The sequence below is a fragment of the Streptomyces herbicida genome (assembly GCF_032656585.1).
Lineage (GTDB): Bacteria > Actinomycetota > Actinomycetes > Streptomycetales > Streptomycetaceae > Streptomyces > Streptomyces herbicida.
The window spans coordinates 213102-232970 of sequence record NZ_JAUYWJ010000002.1 but is presented as its reverse complement, the minus strand read 5'-3'; the positions used below and the strand labels follow the sequence as shown (position 1 = coordinate 232970).

At 69.4% G+C, this 19869-nt stretch carries 18 protein-coding genes and 2 tRNA genes; 7 read left to right on the top strand and 13 right to left on the bottom strand.

What is annotated here, in order from left to right; translation table 11 throughout:
* Positions 1 to 26: 26 nt before the first annotated feature.
* The 7 genes from Q8A52_RS04745 to Q8A52_RS04715 form a co-directional block, all read right to left on the bottom strand.
* A tRNA-Gly gene (locus Q8A52_RS04745) sits at positions 27 to 98 on the bottom strand.
* A 128-nt stretch (positions 99 to 226) separates the two neighbouring features.
* A complete protein-coding gene (locus Q8A52_RS04740) occupies positions 227 to 427 on the bottom strand; it encodes a hypothetical protein (RefSeq protein ID WP_316749139.1) in 201 nt (66 codons plus the stop codon).
* Complete coding sequence (locus Q8A52_RS04735; protein WP_316749137.1) at positions 424 to 1029, bottom strand: hypothetical protein; 606 nt, start codon at positions 1027 to 1029, stop codon at positions 424 to 426. Before Q8A52_RS04735 ends, Q8A52_RS04740 begins: the two co-directional genes overlap by 4 nt.
* 511 nt (positions 1030 to 1540) lie before the next feature.
* Positions 1541 to 2563, bottom strand: coding sequence for a ParB/RepB/Spo0J family partition protein (locus tag Q8A52_RS04730; RefSeq protein WP_316749135.1), 1023 nt, complete (start codon positions 2561 to 2563; stop codon positions 1541 to 1543).
* 212 nt (positions 2564 to 2775) lie between these two features.
* The gene (locus Q8A52_RS04725; RefSeq protein ID WP_316749133.1) at positions 2776 to 2961 is read right to left on the bottom strand and encodes a hypothetical protein; all 186 of its coding nucleotides are present in this window, start codon (positions 2959 to 2961) and stop codon (positions 2776 to 2778) included.
* Between the two features lie 216 nt (positions 2962 to 3177).
* Entirely contained in the window at positions 3178 to 4104 is a 927-nt protein-coding gene (locus Q8A52_RS04720) for a recombinase family protein (RefSeq protein ID WP_316749131.1), read from the bottom strand.
* A gap of 397 nt (positions 4105 to 4501) precedes the next feature.
* Positions 4502 to 4702 carry a helix-turn-helix transcriptional regulator gene (locus Q8A52_RS04715; RefSeq protein WP_316749129.1) on the bottom strand — a complete coding sequence of 67 codons (201 nt, stop codon included), beginning with the start codon at positions 4700 to 4702 and terminating at the stop codon, positions 4502 to 4504.
* Between the two features lie 358 nt (positions 4703 to 5060).
* Between Q8A52_RS04715 and Q8A52_RS04710 the strand changes: the two genes are divergently transcribed.
* Positions 5061 to 6737 carry a tyrosine-type recombinase/integrase gene (locus Q8A52_RS04710; protein ID WP_316749128.1) on the top strand — a complete coding sequence of 559 codons (1677 nt, stop codon included), beginning with the start codon at positions 5061 to 5063 and terminating at the stop codon, positions 6735 to 6737.
* Positions 6738 to 6877: 140 nt separating this feature from the next.
* Here Q8A52_RS04710 and Q8A52_RS04705 read toward each other — a convergent pair.
* The 3 genes from Q8A52_RS04705 to Q8A52_RS04695 form a co-directional block, all read right to left on the bottom strand.
* Positions 6878 to 6950: transfer RNA gene (locus Q8A52_RS04705), tRNA-Arg, on the bottom strand.
* Positions 6951 to 7013: 63 nt separating this feature from the next.
* A complete protein-coding gene (locus Q8A52_RS04700) occupies positions 7014 to 8636 on the bottom strand; it encodes an IclR family transcriptional regulator domain-containing protein (protein WP_316749127.1) in 1623 nt (540 codons plus the stop codon).
* Between the two features lie 60 nt (positions 8637 to 8696).
* Positions 8697 to 9983 (bottom strand): M6 family metalloprotease domain-containing protein, encoded by a 1287-nt coding sequence (locus Q8A52_RS04695; RefSeq protein ID WP_316749125.1) that lies wholly within the window; start codon positions 9981 to 9983, stop codon positions 8697 to 8699.
* A 336-nt stretch (positions 9984 to 10319) separates the two neighbouring features.
* On the opposite strand from Q8A52_RS04695, the gene Q8A52_RS04690 reads away from it, so the two are divergent.
* Positions 10320 to 10973 (top strand): TetR/AcrR family transcriptional regulator, encoded by a 654-nt coding sequence (locus Q8A52_RS04690; RefSeq protein ID WP_316749123.1) that lies wholly within the window; start codon positions 10320 to 10322, stop codon positions 10971 to 10973.
* Between the two features lie 220 nt (positions 10974 to 11193).
* Positions 11194 to 12732 carry an MFS transporter gene (locus Q8A52_RS04685; RefSeq protein ID WP_316749121.1) on the top strand — a complete coding sequence of 513 codons (1539 nt, stop codon included), beginning with the start codon at positions 11194 to 11196 and terminating at the stop codon, positions 12730 to 12732.
* 101 nt (positions 12733 to 12833) lie between these two features.
* Here Q8A52_RS04685 and Q8A52_RS04680 read toward each other — a convergent pair whose 3' ends face one another.
* Complete coding sequence (locus Q8A52_RS04680; RefSeq protein WP_316749118.1) at positions 12834 to 13343, bottom strand: MarR family winged helix-turn-helix transcriptional regulator; 510 nt, start codon at positions 13341 to 13343, stop codon at positions 12834 to 12836.
* Between the two features lie 117 nt (positions 13344 to 13460).
* Here Q8A52_RS04680 and Q8A52_RS04675 point away from each other — a divergent pair, with 117 nt between their 5' ends.
* Entirely contained in the window at positions 13461 to 14252 is a 792-nt protein-coding gene (locus Q8A52_RS04675; RefSeq protein ID WP_316749115.1) for a dioxygenase family protein, read from the top strand.
* Positions 14253 to 14267: 15 nt separating this feature from the next.
* Here Q8A52_RS04675 and Q8A52_RS04670 read toward each other — a convergent pair whose 3' ends face one another.
* On the bottom strand, positions 14268 to 14786 hold the full coding sequence (locus Q8A52_RS04670) for a GNAT family N-acetyltransferase (protein WP_316749112.1): 519 nt from the start codon (positions 14784 to 14786) through the stop codon (positions 14268 to 14270).
* 186 nt (positions 14787 to 14972) lie between these two features.
* On the opposite strand from Q8A52_RS04670, the gene Q8A52_RS04665 reads away from it, so the two are divergent.
* Positions 14973 to 15971 (top strand): sigma-70 family RNA polymerase sigma factor, encoded by a 999-nt coding sequence (locus tag Q8A52_RS04665; protein WP_316749110.1) that lies wholly within the window; start codon positions 14973 to 14975, stop codon positions 15969 to 15971.
* Positions 15972 to 16532: 561 nt separating this feature from the next.
* Positions 16533 to 17204 (top strand): TetR/AcrR family transcriptional regulator, encoded by a 672-nt coding sequence (locus Q8A52_RS04660; protein ID WP_316749958.1) that lies wholly within the window; start codon positions 16533 to 16535, stop codon positions 17202 to 17204.
* Positions 17205 to 17223: 19 nt separating this feature from the next.
* On the opposite strand, the gene Q8A52_RS04655 is transcribed toward Q8A52_RS04660, so the two are convergent.
* Positions 17224 to 18189 (bottom strand): helix-turn-helix transcriptional regulator, encoded by a 966-nt coding sequence (locus tag Q8A52_RS04655; RefSeq protein ID WP_316749108.1) that lies wholly within the window; start codon positions 18187 to 18189, stop codon positions 17224 to 17226.
* Positions 18190 to 18251: 62 nt separating this feature from the next.
* Between Q8A52_RS04655 and Q8A52_RS04650 the strand changes: the two genes are divergently transcribed.
* Positions 18252 to 19775: an MFS transporter gene (locus Q8A52_RS04650; RefSeq protein ID WP_316749106.1), complete on the top strand. Its 1524-nt coding sequence runs from the start codon at positions 18252 to 18254 to the stop codon at positions 19773 to 19775.
* The last annotated feature ends 94 nt before the right edge of the window (positions 19776 to 19869 follow it).

The window sequence follows — 19869 nt, the reverse complement described above, 5'->3', positions numbered from 1 at the left end:
CACGTGCCTGTGCGGACGCGTCCTCGAGCGCCGGGCCCGACTCGAACGAGCTCCTCCCCACCGGGGGCGGGGCGTGCTACCAGATGCACTACCGGCGCGCGGCGGGGCCAACCGGGAAGATCACCCCGCCACAATCGAACGCTACCAGACGAAGGACTGTCACAACACATGTGGCGGGTGCGATACCGCACCCGCCACATGGATCGTCAGGCCGGGACGACCGGCATCACTGCTCCAGCGCCAGCATGTCCAGCAGGCTCAGCGTCCCCATCGGGCACTTCTCCGGGCGACCCGGCTTCGCCTTCGCCTTCGCCGGCCCAGGCTCGAACAGCTCCATCTGGCCCGGCGGTGCCGGCTTCGGCCGGGGCGGGGCCTCGAAGTCCTCCGGCCTCATCTCGGCCCAGTTGGGCCTGCGCTCATCGCTCACAGCAGCGTCCCCTGCTCGTACGCGGGCCCCAGCGGCCCAAGTTCCCTCACCTTCGCGCCGGTCTTCTCCTGCCACCAAGCGGCGAACATCCGCCGGTGACACCACTGCTCCGGCTTCGACAGGTCCTCGAAGCACAGCAGCACCAGCCGCAGATCCCCGGCCGCCACCGCGATCTCCTGGAACCGCGACGCGAAGAACTCCACGCCGTGCCGGTCCAGTTGGGCCAGATACGCCTCCTCGTACGCCGGGCGCGCCGACCCGAAGTACTCGCGACTCGGCGCCGCCTCCCGCACCTGGTGCTCCAGCGCGTACGGCAGCGTCCACCGCGGCGCGCCCAGGGTGATGCGCACCGGTACGCCCATCGACGGCTCGAAGCCCTGGTACCTGTGCGTGAACAGCTCGAACACGTTCCTCCCTCGCGCCGGTTCTGCCGTACCGCACAGCGGGCAGTCCGGGTCCGGCTTCTCCTTATGGCCCTCGTCGCTGTGGGTGTTCTCCCACCCGGCGAGCTCGAAGCAGGCGTCGCACAGCCGCGCACCGAGCGCGTCCCGCGCGACGCTGCCGGAGCCGAACACGAGGCGACCCTCACTGTCCACCGCCACGGTGTCACTCCCGGGTCCCGATACGGGGCCCACCCGTAGGTGCCGCCCGCACGACCGGCAGGGGATCACCGTGCCCAGCGCGGCTGCCAGCCATCGGCGCCCTGGCGTCACCACGCCACTTGCCAGGAGACCGGCCGCCTGATCCGGGTCCAGGCGCCCGCCCTCTTCGACGACGACTTCCATGTCGCCCACCTTTCCGCGCGTCATGAGGGGCGTCACTGCAAGTCAGCGGCCGGCCGGGGAGCTGCCTCCCTGGCCGGCCGCCGGGATCGTTCCGCGCACCTGCGACGCGCTCGCTGGTTCTCAAGGTGCCGACTTTCGGCAATAACATTCTATCGTCAAGCGGTCCTGCGCGTCAATATTGTTTTATCGTCGAGGTGGCCCACCTGCTGCCCCACCTGCGCCCCACAACCACCCCATCCCGCGCACGCCGCCCCGAGTGCTCGCCGACACGAAACAGCTGGGACCCGCCCCCGGGTCCCAGCTGTAACGCACGCGCCCACGCAGGAGCTCAGGCGGCAGACTCGAGTTCCGCCTCCGAGGGCTCCTCTGTCGCGACCTCGGCGATCTCGGCCTCGCTCGGCTCCTCCTCGCCCTCGACCTCCTCCGGCTCAACCGCCAGCTCCGGCCGCACCGTCAGCTGCTTCGCCTCCGACATCGCCTTCGCCTTCCGCAGCTTCTTCACCGCCTCGGCCGCCGCCTTCCGGACCCTGTCCACCGCGTCCAGCTGCTTGCCAACCTCTCCCTCGAACAGGTCCGCCAGCTCCGTCGGCGTCAGTTTCGCCAGCTCCTCCAGGAGGGTGCCGGCCCGCTCGACCTGGTCCACCTTGCCCTTGGCCTGCTTGCGCTCCTTGGCCTTGTCCTCCTTCTCCTTCTCCGACAGCTCCTTCTCGGAAAAGAAGCCCTCCTGGTTCTCCTTCATCCGCAGGGCCTGCGCGAAGGTGGAGGCGTCCGTCTCGGTCTTGAAGTCGCCCTTCATGTACCGGGTGACCGCAACCTTCTGGTTCGCCGGCGTGAGCTTCGACAGGTACCAGGCGAAGTCGGCCTTGATCTTGCCCTCGGAGACCAGTTCCGCGATGTCCGTGGTGAGGTTCAGCAGGTCCATCCGCCACCGCACGTAGTCGGTGGTCTTGCCGAACATCTCCGCGATGCCTTCTGCCGTGTAGGCGAACCCGACGAGGTCGGCGTACGCCTGTGCCTCCTCCATCAGCGTCATGTCCGCGCGGCCGATGTTCTCGGAGATGCCCATCACGAACGCCTTCTCGTCGTCCACGCTGCCGACGATCTTGGCCTCGATGGTGGTGGCGCCCTCCACCAGGTGCATCGCCCGCCAGCGGCGCTCACCCATCACGATCTGGAACTTGTCGCCGGCCGGGCGGACCACGATGGGCTGGAGCTGCCCCACCGAGCGGAACTGGGCCGCCAGCTCCTCCAGCTTGGCCTCGTCGAAGAACTTGCGGGGCTGGTCCGGGTTGGGCTCGATGTCCGCGAGCGGGATCGCGGTGACCTGGATGTTCGCCTCGGTGACGTTCATGTCGCTGGCTCCTCGCACTCTCGGTCTCGCAGGATGTGTTCCTGTGAGGTGATGACTAAATACTATTGTCAGTCGATCTTGACCGTCAAGTGTTATTTGGAGATGGGTTGCCGGGATTGCCCCGTGTTCGCCGGGGGGTTGAACCGAGTGAGCCCCGGCCGCCTATCGTTGGCGGCCGGGGCTCTTGTCTAAATGAACTTGCTCAGATGGCTCTACTCTTCCTCGACACATGTTGACCCCAAATCCTCGGGCTCGAACTCAACGTCCGCCCCCATCAAGACCTTGAGGATCTCCCCATCGAGCCAGTCGTCCTCGCCCGGTGGATCGACGTCCGTCGCCGGGTTCACCCCGCCCCCGTCGGTCCGTCTGTCCGCCCGCGACGAGTCGCGCCGGTTCATGCTCCTCCCCTTGAGCCATGGCGCAGTCTCGGCCCCCCTGCGCTCCCGACCGCCCTCTGCGGGAGCGTCGCAAGGACGCACCACGAGCGGTGACGAGGTCTTCCACAGAGAGCGAGATCGTCAGCGTATTCGGGGTTACTCGTCAGTGCAAACAAATGTCCGAACGAAGAGTGTCCTGTCCGACACCTCGAACCTCAGTGATCCGTTTGCCAGTTGTCACTTCCATCGCCAGAAGATCTCGAAGCGGGCCTCGTCGAACTTCCGCGAGCCCCGTACGGTGGCCGGCCCAACGCGCACCTCGCGCACGACGAGCTGAACGAGGTTGCGGCGCTGCTCGCGGCCAGCGGTCTCGTTCCACCAGGTCTCGACTCCCTTAGGGGTCAGCTCCGGGAGTTGCTCGAGCGCCTTGCCACGACGTACGTCCGCCATCGCCGCGGTGCGCCGCCCTTCCAGAGCGGCCTTGGCCGTCCTGTACTCGCCGAGGTTCATCTCCTTCGCCCCATAGGCGTGCGCCAACTCGTTCTTGTGTCCGCTCAGTTCCATCAGGAACCGCTCCGCCTCGCGAGCCTCGGCGGCGTACCTGTCGCGGACGGCGGCCAGCCGCTTGAGGTGCGTGGGGCCCTGCAGGCGAGCTACGACCCGCTCCCCGATGTACTCGTCCAGCGGCTCAGCGGAGATCCGGACCTTGCCGCAGCCCTCGGTCTCGCAGACGTACCCCCGTCCGCCGTTCGCTGTAGACCGGGCCACCAGGGGCTGCCTGCACAGGGTGCATGTCGCGATGCCTCCTGACAGGTAGTGGACGTGCTTCGGCTTCGTGCCCTGGCCCTTCTTGTTCTCCTGGAATAGCTCCTGCAGGGCGTCGAACGTCGTGCGATCGATCAGCTGCTCGGCCGGCCCCGGAACCAGTTCGCCCTCGCCGTTCTCCTTGAGGCCGGCGATTGCCGGGTTCCGTAGTCGGCGACGTAGTGTCGTCGGCGACCATGGTCGCCCGGAGACCGTCGGTCCGGCGTTCTCCGTCATCCAGTCCGCGGTCTCTGTGAGCGTCTTCTTCCCCTCGAGAAGACGCTTGGCCGCCGCCGCCAGGTGAGCAGCCTCCTCGGGAACGGCAGTCACGCCGTCCGTTTCGTGGCCGTATGCCCTCATGCTCTCTCCAGCCCAAAATCCCCCGGTGTCACCCATATGGTATGCGAAGGCGCAGCACTGTCAGCCCTACATGTGAACCCTGCCATCCACCGCTTACGTGTTGGGTTTCGATCTGTAGGGCGCAGTATGCCAACTTGAAGTTGGCCTGCAAATGCATGAATTCCCCGCTGGAAGGTGATCGGCGGGTTCTGAGCGGGCGAAACCGCAGTTGAGCGGTCTCGGGAGGCGCGTCAGTGCGCACCGCCGATGTCGAGAAGACCGTACCGCACTTGGATCACGCCCTGCCCAGACCCGCCGACTCGCGTGGGTCGGTGGCGGCGCGAGCTCGCCGCCGCAACGGAGGCGTACGCCAGTGGGCGGCGGCGCCGACGAAGTGCTCCCTCGGGGCAGACCGTCGCTACTCCGGACGCACGCCCAGAGCCGCCCACAGCTCCGACGTCAGCACCCTGCGCTTGCCTTTGCCGTAAGGATGCACGGGCACAGGGAACTCGCCGGACCTGATCAGTTCGTACGTGGTGTTCCGGCTGAAGCCGAACGCCCTGCCAGCCGTCAGTACGTCGACCGTCACGGGCAAGGCCAGGACCTCGTCCCGCGTCATGGACGCACCACCACCGCTGTGTTCTCGGTGGCCGGATCGTTTCGATCTCGCATGGTCAGACTCTCCTGTTCCGCCCCCGCGCCTCCCAGGAAGTCCCGATCGAGTCTAAGTTCTCTTCGGGCGGCCGGACAAGATCGTGCTGGAAGTCGTCGAGCGCGGTCGTCGCTGTCTGCTGCCACACATGTGGTGTGCGGCTTCGTTCGGTGGCCACACGGTCAGCCACGAGTTTTGCGGTCAGAATCTGGGTGAGTCGGATCCGCCTGGCAGTCATCCGGCGCCAAGTCGTTGTCAGACGATTCATTTGTCTCCACATATGATCGCCGCATCGTGGCTGCTCACACGACAGGCAGGAGGGGATGTGTTCAAGGGCTCGGTCTACAGGCGCTGCGGCTGCAAGGAACCCGTCACGGGCGAGGACGGCTCTCCCGTCCTCGACGCCAAGAACAGACCGAAGATGAGGGAGCTCGGGGCAGAGTGCCCCGACCTCGGCAAGAGGGACCACGGCAGCTGGTACTACTACGTCGAACTGCCGCCGGGGTCCAAGGGAGAGCGGCGTCGACCACGCAAGGGCGGGTTCCTTACCAAGAAGAAGGCCGAGGAGGCAGCCCAGGAGATCTGGGACAAGGCCCAGGACGGCATCGACGTGCTCTCGGACGAGACGGTCGAGCAGTTCCTGCTCCGCTGGTTCGCCAAGCGCGTCGACCTCAAGCGGTCCACCTGGAAGACCTACGAAGACCACATCCACCGGGTCTTCATCCCGAACCTCGGCCACATCAAGATGCGCGACCTGCGCACCCGGCACATCCAGGAGATGTTCCAGCAGATCTGGCGCGACAACGAGCAGCACGCCGCCAACGCACACGCCGCCGAGGTCGCCAGGCTGGAGTGCGAGGCCGCCCACCGCGCCTGGAAGGAGGCTGCCAAGCCGCGCCCGCCCGAACTGCGGCAGCGCTGGAACGCGGCCAAGGAGAAGCTGCGCGAAGCCCGCAAGAAGCCGCGGTACATCACCGGCCCCGGCGTGCAGCTCAAGATGAAGAACGAGCTCAGCGCAGCGCTCGACTACGCCAAGAACACCGAGAAGCTCATCAGCGAGAACTGGGCCCAGCACCTGGTCCTGCCGAAGTACGCACCGCCCAAGCCGCTCGTGTGGACCGACGAGCGCGTCGCGCGCTGGCGCGAGACGGGGGAGAAGCCGGGGCCGGTCATGGTCTGGACGGCTGAGCAGACCGGCGCCTTCCTCGACGGCGTCGCCGAGCACCGGCTTTACCCGATGTTCCACCTCATGGTCTTCCGGGGCACCAGGCGCGGTGAGTCCTGCGGCCTGCCCTGGCGTGAGACTGACATGACCGCCGGCACCGTCCATATCAGTGAGCAGCTCGTCGCTGCCTCCTACGACGTCTGGGAGGACACCCCCAAGAGCGAGAGCGGCGCCCGCACCGTCCGGCTCGACAGCCAGACCCACGAGCTCCTGAAGTTCTGGCGGCGACGTCAGCAGGCCGAGCGCGCGGAGTGGGAGGAGAAGCACCGCAAGGAGCCCAAGAAGCACGGGCCGTACGTCGACTCCGGTCGTGTCTTCACGTGGGAGGACGGCCGTCCGTACCACCCGGAGTACCTCTCCCAGGTCTTCAACCGGCTGGTCCAGAAGTTGGGCCTGCCGCCGATCCGGCTTCACGACCTGCGCCACTGCGCTGCGACGCTGTCCCTGGCGGCCGGCGTCCACATGAAGGCCATTCAGGTCCTGCTTGGGCACTCCTCGTTCAAGCTCACCGCCGACACCTACACCAGCGTTCTCCCACAGCTCGAGGTGGAGGCTGCGGACGCGCCCGTGGCGCTCGTCCCGCGCAAGGCGACACAGCAGGGTGGGCAGGGCGGGGACGACGCGCCGCAAGGTCCTCAGCTCGTACCGGCCGCCGAGCCCACGGAGTCCCCGGCTCCCGCTGCGCCTCGCTCCGGCGACGTGGCGGGAGCGGAAGTCCATCCCATGGTCGGCCCCGCAGAGGCCGCACCCGAAGCCGCAGATGAGGCGGCCGCCTAGCCGGACCGTCGGCCTGCGGGAGGCAGCACACATACGGCACACACGCCGTGTCCCCACCCTGTCCCCACCAGGCACGAAACAGGCCCCTCGGAGATCACTCCGAGGGGCCTGTTCGATACATATTGCCTGGTCAGGCAGTGTGCCCCCGGCAGGATTCGAACCTGCGACACCCGCTTTAGGAGAGCGGTGCTCTATCCCCTGAGCTACGAAGGCGGATCGTGGCCGCTTGGGTCACAGGCGTCAGCGTACCGGATCCGGTCGGTGGGGGTGTGGGGGTCAGGACAGTGGGACGTGGGTGAAGCGGGACGCTGTGTGCAGGTCCGTCTGGATTCGGGTTGCCGTCGTCGTGAGTTCGGGGAGGAGCGTGGTCACGCAGTCCTCCAGGGTACGGCGCGCCGCGTGCGTGGCCACGTTCACGGCGGCGATCGTCCTGCCGTCGCGGTCCCGGACCGGTACCGCGATCGAGCGGAGGCCGGATTCGAGTTCCTCGTCGACGAGGGCGTAGCCCTGGGCGCGGACATCCGCGAAGGGCGGGGTGTCCGCCAGGAGGACGCGGCCCAGGGAGGTCGCGGCGGCGGGCAGGCGTGTGCCCACCGTGATGTCGGCCGTCAGGACGCGGGACGTCGTGGCTCTGGCCGTGTACTGGATCTCCGCGTCCGGGCCCGGGTGGGTCAGGATCGCCAGGGAGGCTGGTTCGTTCAGGCTGTCCGTCAGTGCGCGGAGGTGTGGGGCCGCCAAGTGGGGGAGGGTCGTGCGGGACAGGGGTGGAAAGCCCAGGGCGAGGACTCGGGGGGTGAGGGTGAATCCGCCGCCGGGGGTCGGGGTTACCAGGTTCAGGTGTGTGTACGTGATCAGGGCTCGGCGGGCCGTCGCCCTTGTCAGGCCCGTTGCCTTTGCCACATCCGTGAGGGTCAGTTCCGAGCGGCCCTCGCCGAAGGCGGTCAGCACCGTCAGGCCGCGGGCCAGGGATTCGACGAAGTCGCGGCCCAGTTCGTGCTTGGACGCCGTCGTCCAGGTCGCCAGGCCGGACGGGGGCGGGCCGGGGTCCGGCGGGGGCGCGTCGCGCAGTTCCGTCTCCATCGCCGTGACCGCCGTGCGCAGGCGGGGGAGCAGGATGTCGCACAGGTCCGCCGCGGTGTGGCGGCTGGTGTGGCTCACCACGCTGGCCGCGCAGGCCACCCGGCCCGTGTGCGGGTCCCGTACGGGGACGGAGATCGCGACCAGGCCCGGTTCGATCAGTTGGTCGTCCAGTGCCCAGCCCTGGCTGGAAGCGAGCTCCGTGCGTCGTACGAAGTCTTCGTCCGGGGTGGGTGGGTGCGTATCGGCTTTTGGTGGTACTGCCGTGAAGGTGGCGTCCTTTGGGTCCGTCGCCCGGCGTTCGTGCCAGTGGGTCCAGTCCCCGTCGGTCCATTCCGCGGCGAACAGTGGGCCCGGCGCGGTGCGTTCGGTGGGGAGCAGGTCGCCGATGCGGAAGCTCAGGGACATGGCGCGGCGGCGGGTGGCCTGGTGGATGAAGCGGATGCCGTCCCGGTCGGAGACGGTCAGTGAGACTGATTCGTCCAGTTCGTCGGCCAGGGCGTCTGCGTGTGGGGACAGCAGGGTCGGCAGGCGCAGGGCGGACAGGTACGCGTTGCCCAGTTCCATTACGCGGGGGGTGAGGATCGCGTCCCGGCCGTCGAGGCGGACGTATCCCATGCGGGCGAGCGTTGCGGTGATGCGGTCGACCGTCGAGCGGGCGAGGCCCGTGGTCCGTTCCAGGGCGCTCGGGCTGAGGGTGCCGCCGGCGTCGGTCAGCTGCCGCAGTACGGCGATTCCGCGGATGAGGGGCGTGACCGCCTCGGGCGGCGGTACGGCGGCCTCCGTCGGGGCCTGGGCGTCCACTGCGGTGTCGGCGGGCATCGGTCTCGGTTCTCCGGATACGGGCTGCGGCACGCCTACCGTAATCCCCGCCCCACCTGCCTATCTCCGCGTCACCCGCACCTTGTAGTCGCCGGCCAGGTCCGCCGCCGTCACCGCGATGGTGATCCCCCTGCCCGGATCCTTGAAGGTCTCGCCGGGGGCGAAGGTCGCGTCGGAGAGCTCCGCGTGGACGTTGGGGCTGCGGGTGCAGCCGCCGGTGCCGCGGTGGGCGTCGTAGACGGTGATGGGGCCGCGGCCGGTGTCGACGTTCGCGTCGACCCGGTAGATGAGGACACCGGGGTGGCAGACGGTCTCGTCGTTGCCGCCTCGGGCGCGCAGCTCGACGGCGTAGCCGCTGCGGCCGGTGGCCGGCACGAAGACGAGCTTGTGGCCGCCGGTGCGGAACAGCGGCGTCAGCGTGTACTCCCTGCTGCCCCGGGCCGCCGCGCAGCTCACCTGGTTCGCGTCCAGCCAGCCCAGCTTCCACTTGTGCCAGCCGAGCAGGTCGTTGTTGGCGCCCCAGTCCTCGCTCATGATGTCCCAGTGGCCGACCGCGCCCCCGCCCTCCTGGGTGTAGAGGTCGGGCAGGCCGAAGACATGGCCGTTCTCGTGCGGGAGCACGCGGTAGCCGGTCCGGTCGTAGGTGCCGGAGCCGTCGTCCTGGCGGGAGTAGACGAAGGACGCGTTGGCGACGGGGACGCCGTCGGCGACGGGTGCCTCGGCGTTGCCGGCGAAGGTCACGGACAGGACGGTGTCCAGGGCGGACGGGCCCGCGTTGGGGGTCACCAGCACGTTCAGCAGGTCGTACGAGCGGAAGTCCACCTCGGGGTCGGCGGCGGCCACGATGTCCTGGACGAGCAGGCGGTAGCCGGGGTCGAAGGGGGCGCCGCGCTCTATGCCGTACGCCGCGAACGGCTTGGGCATCCGCAGCCAGTGCGGGACCGGGGTCTCGGGGCGGTAGTCGAGGCGGCCGTAGGAGGCGGTGCGGAACCACTCCTGGGTCTGCGGGAAGAACTCGTGGAAGCGGTCGAGCGCGTCGCCCTCGCCGGGCGCGTCGGGGAAGTCGACCATCAAAGTCAGCGCATGGACGGTGCCGGTGGAGCGGGAGTAGCCGCCCGGGGTGGGGATGCCCTCCGTCATCTGGACCTCGAGCTTCCCACTGATCAGACAGGGGCTGAGGGCGGGGGTGCGGGCCAGGGCGATGGGGCCCGCCCCGCGCGAGGTGGAGCCCGCCGTGAGGTGACCGGTCCCGGCCGAGGTGCTGACCGCGAGGATCAGCGCGGTCACGGCCGTGAGGGCCGCCACGCGGCGCGGGCGTATCCGGCGGGAGATCGGCGGCGGCTGCATGCATGGACCTCTCGCTCCACGGCAGCCACCGGTCTCCGGCTGCACCCTTTCGATCACCCTGGGTCGCCGGGGCGGGGGGCGCGCGCTGGAGGGGCCGATCGTGGGTTTCCCGCCGGTAGAAGTGTGACCTAGCTCACATGAAATCTCTTCAGGGGTGGGAAATAACCGGGGATCGTTTCCCCGTTTAGACCTGTGTCCGAGCGAAACGGGGATTGCTTCCCCGGATCGTCCCCGGATCGCCCCCGGCAAGCCGGAGCAACACCGCAAGCCGTAGCAACACCAGTAGACCGACCGCATCGCCACCCGCGAACCCACGACCCGCCCGAGGAGGACGCCGTGCAGACCGTGACTTCTCCGCACCCCGCAACGCGCAAGACGACCCGGCCCCGCGCCGACGCCCTGCGCAACCGGGAGCGGATCGTCACCGCCGCCCGGGAGATGTTCGTCGAGCACGGCCCCGACGTCCCGCTCGACGAGATCGCCCGCCGGGCCGGCGTCGGCAACGCCACGGTGTACCGGAACTTCCCGGACCGCGACGCCCTTGTCCGTGAGGTCGTCTGCTCGGTCCTGGACCGTACGGTGCGCGCGGCGGAGCACGCTCTCGCGGAGACCGGCGACGCCTTCGAGGCGCTGGAGCGCTTCGTGCACGTTTCCGCCGACGAGCGGATCAGCGCGCTGTGCCCGATGATCTCCAGCGCCTTCGACAAGCACCACCCCGATCTGGAGGCCGCTCGGGAACGCGTCGAGCGGATCGTCGGGGATCTCATGGACCGGGCCAAGGAGGCCGGACTGCTCCGCACGGACGTGGGTGTCGGGGATCTGATGGTCGCCGTGGCCCAGCTCAGCCGGCCCCCGGCCGGGACGGGATGCCCCAGCGCCGACCGTTTCGTACACCGCCATCTGCAGCTGTTCCTGGACGGGCTGCGCGCTCCGGCCCGATCCGTCCTGCCGGGCACGACCGTGACCATGGAGGACCTGCGCCAAGCCTGACCAGAGCCTGACCACAGCCAGACGAGAGCCCGACGAAAACATGACGACGCCGAGCCCGACGAAAACCTGACGACGCCCAGTCCGACGATCCATCGCCCGATCGATCAGTTCAGGGCCGTACTCCGGTCATCACTGCAACGAAGCTTCCGGCCGTCCACGAGGACGGGCCGTCCTCACTCAACGCCTTTTTCCGTCACGAAGTCCCGAAGTGGGTACACCCATGTCTGAAACAGCCGCAAAGGCTCCCGGCGGCGTCGCGCAGACCGGCGACGCCAACCGCTGGAAAGCGCTCGTCTTCATCGCGCTCGCCCAGCTGATGGTCGTCCTCGACGCCACCATCGTGAACATCGCGCTGCCCTCCGCCCAGCAGGACCTGGGCATCTCCGACGGCAACCGCCAGTGGGTCGTCACGGCCTATGCGCTCGCCTTCGGCGGCCTGCTGCTCTTCGGCGGCCGGATAGCCGACCTGTGGGGCCGCAAGCGGGCCTTCGTCGTCGGTCTCGTCGGCTTCGCGGCCGCCTCCGCGCTCGGCGGCGCCGCGACCACCGGCGCGATGATGTTCGGCGCCCGCGCCCTCCAGGGTGTCTTCGGTGCCCTGCTCGCCCCGGCCGCGCTCTCCCTGCTCGCCGTGATGTTCACGGACGCCAAGGAGCGCGCCAAGGCCTTCGGCATCTACGGCGCGATCGCCGGTGGCGGCGGTGCCGTCGGCTTCATCCTCGGCGGTGTGCTCACCGAGTACATGGACTGGCGCTGGACGTTCTTCGTCAACATCCCGTTCGCGATCGTCGCGGCGGCCGGTGCGTACTTCGTCATCCGTGAGCCCGAGGGCGGCCGCAACCGCTCCCCGCTCGACATCCCCGGCGTGATCCTGTCCACCCTGGGTCTGGTCTCCCTGGTCTACGGCTTCACCCGCGCCGAGTCCGACGGCTGGGGCGACGCGGTGACCGTCTCCCTGTTCGTCGCGTCGGCGCTGCTGCTGTTCGCCTTCGTCGTCACCGAGGCCAGGGTCAAGGCCCCGCTGCTGCCCCTGCGCGTGGTCACCGACCGCAACCGCGGCGGCATCTACCTCTCCCTCGGCATCGCGATCATCGCGATGTTCGGCACGTTCCTGTTCCTGACCTACTACCTGCAGGTCGTGAAGGGCTACTCGCCGATCAGGACCGGCTTCGCCTTCCTGCCGATGATCTTCGGCATGATGGTCGGCTCGACCCAGATCGGCACGCGTCTGATGATCCGCGTCCCGGCGCGGCTGCTGATGGGCCCCGGCTTCCTGGTCGCGGCGGGCGGCATGTTCCTGCTGACCCAGCTGGAGATCGGCTCCTCGTACGCCTCGACCGTCCTGCCGTCGATGCTGCTGCTCGGCCTCGGCATGGGTACGGCGTTCATGCCCGCCATGTCCCTGGCCACCCTGGGCGTCGAGCCCCGGGACGCCGGTGTCGCCTCCGCGATGGTCAACACCTCGCAGCAGGTGGGCGGCGCGATCGGTACGGCCCTGCTGAACACGATCGCCGCCTCCGCGACGACCTCGTACATCAAGGACCACATCGCCACCGCCACCTCCAAGCCCCAGCAGCAGCTGGTCCAGCTGGAGGGCATGGTGCACGGCTACACCAACGCGATCTGGTTCGCCGTCGGCATGCTGGTGCTCGCCGCGGTGATCGTCACGACCTTCGTCAACGCCGGCAGCCAGGACACCACCACGGTGGCCTCCGGTGAGGGCGTCGAGGACGAGGTGGCGGTGCCGGTCGTCGCCCACTGAGGCGTAGGCCCACCACTCCGGGAGCTTCGCGTACGTATGCGGAGGGGGAACCCCGTACGTACGACCCCGAAGGACCTGCCCCGGCTCCGCGAGTGAGCGGCTCAGCGGAGCCAGGGCAGGTCCGCACCCGCTTCGTCCGGCTGAAGACCCTCGGCGACGATCTCCATGATCTGGCCGAGGGTCTTCTGCTGTTCGGGGCTGAGGCGCTCGAACAACGCCTGGCGTACGGCGGCCACATGGCCCGGCGCGGTGCGTTGCAGCACCTGGGTGCCCGATTCGGTGAGCACCGCGAACTGGCCCCGCTTGTCGGAGGGACAGTCCTCGCGCCGCACCCAGCCGTTCTTCTCCAGACGTGCGATCGCGTGCGAGAGACGGGAGCGGGTGATCTTCGCCTTCATGGCCAGCTCGGTCATCCGCAGCCGGCGGCGCGGGGCCTCGGCGAGCTGGACGAGGAGGCCGTAGTAGATGTGCGGCATGCCCGCGTCGCGCTGCAGCTGACGGTCGAGGTGGTCCTCGAGCAGGGTGGTGGCGTGCAGATACGAGCGCCAGACGCGCTGCTCCTCGGCGGAGAGCCAGCGGCCGTCCGCGGCGGATTCGGATGCCGTGTTCATGCGGTCCACTGTACGAGGAATCTCCTTGAAACTTGAACAAGTGCGGCGTACTCTGTTCGGGAGAGCTTGAGAGTTAAAGCAATGGGTCCGTGGGATCCACCGGAGGGAGCCGCCGTCATGTCCGCCGCCGCCCAGGAGCGCATGCCCGCCCTCTACCTCAGTCACGGAGCCCCGCCGCTGGCCGACGACCCGGTCTGGCCCGGCCAGCTCGCCGCCTGGTCCGCCGGCCTGCCCCGGCCCAGGGCGATCCTCATGGTCTCCGCCCACTGGGAGGAGGCCCCCCTCGCCCTCGGCGCCACGCAGGCCGTCCCTCTCGTGTACGACTTCTGGGGTTTCCCGGAGCACTACTACCAGGTGAAGTACGGCGCTCCCGGCGCACCAGAGCTCGCCGAGTCCGTACGGAAGCTGCTGCGCGCCCCCGGCATGCCGGTCCAGGACATTCCGGACCGCGGCCTCGACCACGGCGCGTACGTCCCACTGGTGGAGATGTTCCCCGAGGCCGACATCCCCGTCCTGCAGATCTCCATGCCCACCCTCGACCCGGTGCGGCTGATGGAGATCGGCCGCAGGCTGGCCCCGCTGCGTGACGAGGGTGTGCTGATCGTCGGCTCGGGCTTCTTCACCCACAACCTGGCCGCGCTGCGGTACACGGGCGACGGGGTGCCCAGCTGGTCCTCCGAGTTCGACGACTGGGGCCGGCGCGCGCTGGAGGCGCGCGACTGGGACGCCCTGCTGGACTTCCTCGACAAGGCCCCGGCCGGCCGGTACGCCCACCCGCGCACCGAGCACTTCGCCCCGCTGTTCGTCACCATGGGCGCGGCGGAGGCCGGCGGTGAGCTTGACGCGCAGAAGTCGGTGATCGACGGGTTCTGGATGGGGATGGCGAAGCGGTCGGTGCAGTTCGGCTGATTTCCCTCCGCGGGATCACAGCTCCTTCTCGTACCAGGCCACGTCCCAGTACCTGCCGAACTTGCGGCCCACCTCGCGCCACGTACCGACGTACCGGAACCCGAAGCGTTCGTGCAGTCGCGTGGACGCCTCGTTGGGCTGGGCGATGCCGGCGTAGGCGCGGTGCAGGTCCTCGCTCTCCAGGGCTTTGAAGAGGGCTTCGTACAGGAGCGTGCCGATGCCGCGGCGCCCGGCGTGCGGGGCGAGGTAGACCGTTACCTCCACGGAGGTGGAGTACGCGGGCTTCGCCCGGTAAGGACTGGATGTGGCGTAACCCAGAATCTCCTGTGAGTCCGCCTCCATGGCAACCATCAGGCGGTACGGGCCGTCTTCCGGGTGGGAGAGCAGCCAGGGGCGCCGCTCTTCCGGCGTGAAGACTGCGGTGTCGAAGGTGATCGGAGTCTCACGTACGTAGTGGTTGTAGATGTCCGTGAGGGCTTCGAGGTCACGCTCGGCTCCTGGCCTGACCTGCACCTCTGTAGGTTCCGACGACATCTCGCCTCCCTGTGTGGCGCGCAGGGTACTGCATGATCAGAAAAATCGGGGGGCGGGTTGGGAATTCTGTCCGGATTCCAGTCGTTGTTTCCATCGGATGCAGGGCACTCGAGCAGAGTCCCAGGAGTTCTCGGAGTGCCGGGCGTCCAGGACCACCCGCTGACCCACCATCGCAAGGGAGCACGCATGGCAACCCGTGCCGTCGCCCGTCGTCAGTCCGCCACCGGCGAGACGGCCGACGCGGCAAGCAGTGTTCGCGCCCATGGCGGCGAGATCGCCGACCGCGACCTGGTCGGCATGTACCTCGACGAGATCGCGCGCACACCGCTGCTCGACGCCGCCAAGGAGGTCGAGCTGTCCCAGACCATAGAGGCGGGTGTGTTCGCGCGACAGGTCCTCGACGGATACGAGGAGTCCACCACGGACGCCAGCCGCGAGGAACTCGAGGCGCTGGTCGCTGCGGGGGAGCGCGCCAAGGACATCTTCATCCGCTCCAACCTCCGGCTGGTCGTGGCGGTGGCCCGACGCTATCCCCGCAGCGGCCTGCCCCTGCTGGACCTGATCCAGGAGGGCAACGCCGGCCTGGTGCGCGCGGTGGAGAAGTTCGACTACCGCAAGGGCTTCAAGTTCTCCACGTACGCCACCTGGTGGATCCGCCAGGCGATCACGCGCTCGATCGCGGACCAGTCCCGCACGATCCGACTGCCCGTCCACCTGGTGGAGGAGCTCGGCCGGATCCGCCGCGTGCAGCGCGAGTTCAACCGCGAGAACGGGCGCGAGCCCGAGCCCGCGGAGATCGCCGCCGAGCTCGGCTCCACCCCGGAACGCGTCACCGACGTGCTGGACTGGGCCCGTGACCCGGTCTCCCTGAACATGTCGGTGGACGACGAGGGCGAGACCCAGTTCGGTGACCTGCTGGAGGACACTTCGGCGGTCTCCCCGGAGCAGTCGGTCCTGACACTCCTGCGCAGCGAGGAACTGGACGGCCTGATCGGCCGCCTCGACCAGCGCACGGCCTCCATCATCAAGATGCGGTACGGCATCGAGGACGGCCGGGAGCGCACGCTCACCGAGGTCGGCAAGGAGCACGGGCTGACGCGCGAACGCATCCGCCAGATCGAGAAGCACGCGCTGCTCGAGCTGAAGAAGCTGGCACGCGACACCGGGTTCGACGCGGCGGCGTAGCGGCACTGAACGGTCACCGGAGCGGACACGTGGGGGCGCGTGTGGCTCCATGGGCGCCGAGTGACGTACGGCCCCTGTCTCCCGCGTACGCCGGGTGGCGGAAGACAGCGCAAACATGGCTCTGTACCGCCGCTTCAACTCTCGGGGCCCAGGGAACAACCTTTCAGGGCCCAGGAGTTCGGGGATCGGGACCGCACTCCCTCGACCCCACGACCACCCTGAGCCACGCGTCCCGACGCATTCCCCCCCGGCGCCGGGACCCTCCCAGAGCCGGGCTTCGGCGCCACTCCCCCCGGGTGCCGGAGCTCGGCTCCTTCTTGTGCCAGGGCCTGTGTCAGGGCCTGCTTCAAGGCGTATGCCGAAGACCTGTGGCCGGGCACGTTGAATCGGCGGGTCACCCCGTACCTGAACCCCGGGGTGGCCCGCCGGATGGCAGATTCTGCCACATGGGCATAGCCTGCCGAAGTGAGCACCCCCAGCCCTGCCGACCACTCCTCTGACCAGCGCTTTCCCTCCGCCCCTCCGGTATCCCTGACGGAGCGCCGCAAGGCGGAGACCCGGATGGAGATCGCCCGGGCGGCGGCCGCGCTCTTCGTCGGCCAGGGGCTGCGCGCCACCCGCGCCGAGGACATCGCCCAGGCCGCCGGGGTCGCCCCGCGCACCTTCTACCGCTACTTCGCCACCAAGGAGGAGGCGGTGGCACCCCTCTACGCGGCGGGCGCCCAGCGCTGGGTGGAGGCGGTCCGCACGGCCCCCGCCGCGCTGTCGGTTCCGGAGGCCCTGGAGCACGCGGTGCGCCACACCCTGACCCCCGGCGCCGGCGTCTCCGCCGCCTCCTGGGAGTGGGTCCGCACCCTCATCGGCCTGGCCCGCACGAGTCCCGCGCTGAGCAAGGTGTGGGCGGAGGTGTGCCAGGCGTCGGAGCAGACCCTGGCGGAGGTCCTGACGGCACGGACGGCTCCCGCCGGCACGGCAGACAACTCTGCCGCCGGGACGGCCGACAACGTTGCCGGCGAGAGGGCAGACAAGTCTGCCGCCGGGATCGCCCCCACCCCGGAACTCCGCTTCACCGCCGCGGTCGTGAGCGCCGCCGTACGCGTGGCGGTCGAGTCCTGGGCCGCGACGCCCGCCCCGCCTTCGGGTCCGGAGGGACCGGCGGCGCTGGCACTGCGGAACCTCGGGGCGTTGCGGGACTTTCCTTGGGGAAGGGGCGCGGGGGAGACCGACGGGTAGGGCGAGGCCGTAAGGCCGCTCAGGCGCCTGCCGCCCTGCTCAAGCGCGCACCCAACTCCCGTACACAGTCGATGAGTTCCGCAGGCTCCCGAACGGTGAAGTCGAGGCCCGTCATCGCCAGCCGGACCGCCAGCCAGTCCACGGGGTCCCCGGTGGCGCCCCGCACGACGCAGCCCTGCCCGGCGTCCGGCTCCGGCGCGCCGAGCCACCGGGGCAGACGCGCGGCGACGTCGTCCGCCGGCGCCGCGAAGGCGACCGTGAACTCGTAGGTCTCCTGCCGCCGTTGGATCGACCGCCGCAGATATTCCGCCGCGCTCCCGGCCGGCAACTCCCGCGGCGCGAACCGCGCCCCCGTGGCGAACGGATCGCTGACCCGGTCGACCCGGAAGGTGCGCCAGTCGTCCCGGTCGAGGTCGTACGCGACGAGGTACCAACGGCGCCCGGTCGACACCAGCCGGTACGGCTCCGTCAGCCGCCGCGACTCGGTGCCGTCCCCGGCCCGGTAGGCGAAGCGCAACCGCTCCCGCCCGGCCACGGTGGACGCCATCACGGTCAGCGTCTCGGGCGCGATGCTCGCCCCGTCCCCGCTGGTCAGCGGTGTCGTTGCGGCCTGGAGCGTCGACACCCGGTGGCGCAGCCGCGAGGGCAGCACCTGCTCCAGCTTCGCCAGCGCCCGCACCGACGCCTCGTCCACCCCCTCCACCGCGTGCCCGGCCCCGGCCCGCAGCCCGACCGCGATCGCCACCGCCTCCTCGTCGTCGAGCACGAGCGGCGGCATGGCCTTTCCGGCGACCAGCCGGTATCCGCCGTCGGCCCCCATGGTCGCCTGCACGGGATACCCGAGCTCCCGCAGCCGGTCGATGTCACGCCGAACCGTGCGACGCGACACCCCCAGCCGGTCGGCGAGCTCGCCGCCGGGCCATTCACGGGGCGTCTGGAGCAGCGAGAGGAGCTGAAGAAGCCGAGCCGGAGTATCCGTCGTCATGCTGTCGAGGATGCCGCACAACTAGGACATGATCTGACCTACTGGGGTCCTACCTTCAGTGCATGACCTCCACCGAAACCCTTGCCGACAGCACCGGCGCGGCGGCCGACCGACGTCGCTGGTTCGCCCTCGCGATCGTGATGACCGCGGCCTTCATGGACCTCGTCGACGTCACGATCGTCAACATCGCGATTCCGTCGATCCAGCAGGACGCCGGCGCCACCTTCAGCCAGATCCAGTGGATAACCGCCGGTTACGCGCTCGCCTTCGCGGCCGGCCTGATCACCGGTGGTCGTCTCGGCGACATCCACGGCCGCCGCCGGATGTTCCTGATCGGCATCGGCGGCTTCACCCTCGCCTCCGCGCTGTGCGGCTTCGCCGCGAACCCGGAGATGCTGGTCGCCTCGCGCATCCTGCAGGGCGGCATGGCGGCGATGATGGTGCCGCAGGTTCTGTCGATCGTGCATGCCACCTTCCCGGCGCACGAGCGCGGCAAGGTCTTCGGCCTCTTCGGCGCGATCGTCGGCCTGGGCGCGGTCTCCGGCCCGCTGCTCGGCGCGCTGCTGACGGAGTGGAACCTGTTCGGCCTCGAATGGCGGCCCATCTTCCTCATCAACCTGCCGGTCGGCATCGCGGCCCTGATCCTCGGCAGCCGCTTCATCTCGGAGTCCAAGGCCCCGAAGGCACTCAAGCTGGACCTGGTCGGTGTCGCGCTGGTGACGCTGGGCCTGCTGATGCTGCTCTACCCGCTCACCCGCGGCCGTGAGCTGGACTGGCCGCTGTGGGGCGATGCGTCGATGGCCGGCTCGCTCGTCGTCTTCGGAGCGCTGGTGGCATACGAGCAGCGCAAGGGCGCGCGGGACGGCTCCCCGCTGGTCGAACTGTCGCTGTTCAAGGTGAAGAGCTTCGCGGCGGGCATCGCGGTGCAGACCGTGTTCGGGATCTCGCTCGGCATCTTCTTCCTGGTGTGGACGCTGTACATGCAGGTGGGCCTCGGCTGGAGCCCGCTGCGGGCCGGTCTGACCGGGGTGCCGTTCTCGATCGCGGTCTCCGTGGCGGCCGGGATGTCCGTGCAGAAGCTGGTCCCGCGGTTCGGCCGCAAGGTGCTCCAGGCGGGCGCGCTGGTGATGGCGATCGGCGTCCTGATCTACATGGCGGAGTCCGAGCGCTACGGCCTCGGCATCGCCTCCTGGCAGATGGCGCTCCCGCTCGTCGTGATGGGCGTGGGCATGGGTCTGATCGTCGCCCCGCTGACGGACGCGGTGCTCTCCGGGGTGCCGCGCGAGCACGCCGGTTCCGCCTCCGGGCTGATCAACACGGTGCAGCAGATGGGCAATGCGCTCGGGCTCGGGCTGGTTTCGGTGGTGTTCTTCGGCGAGATCGGTGACCGGCTGACCCGGGCCCAGGTGGGACCGGCATTCGTGCACGCCTTCCAGCACGCGCTGGGCTGGGTCGCCGCGGTGCTGGGCGTGATCTTCCTGCTGATGTTCGCGCTGCCGAAACGTCCGGCGCAGCATCTGGAAGGCGGCGGGGACGGCGAGGGCGAGCAGCTCCTGGTGGAGGAGGAGCGGGCGCTCGTGCACTGAGGCCCTGCTGAGGAAGGGCCCGGCACCCGAGGGTGCCGGGCCCTTCCGTGTGTCCGGGCGGGGCCGGAAGACATGGTCCCGGACACAGCCGGAC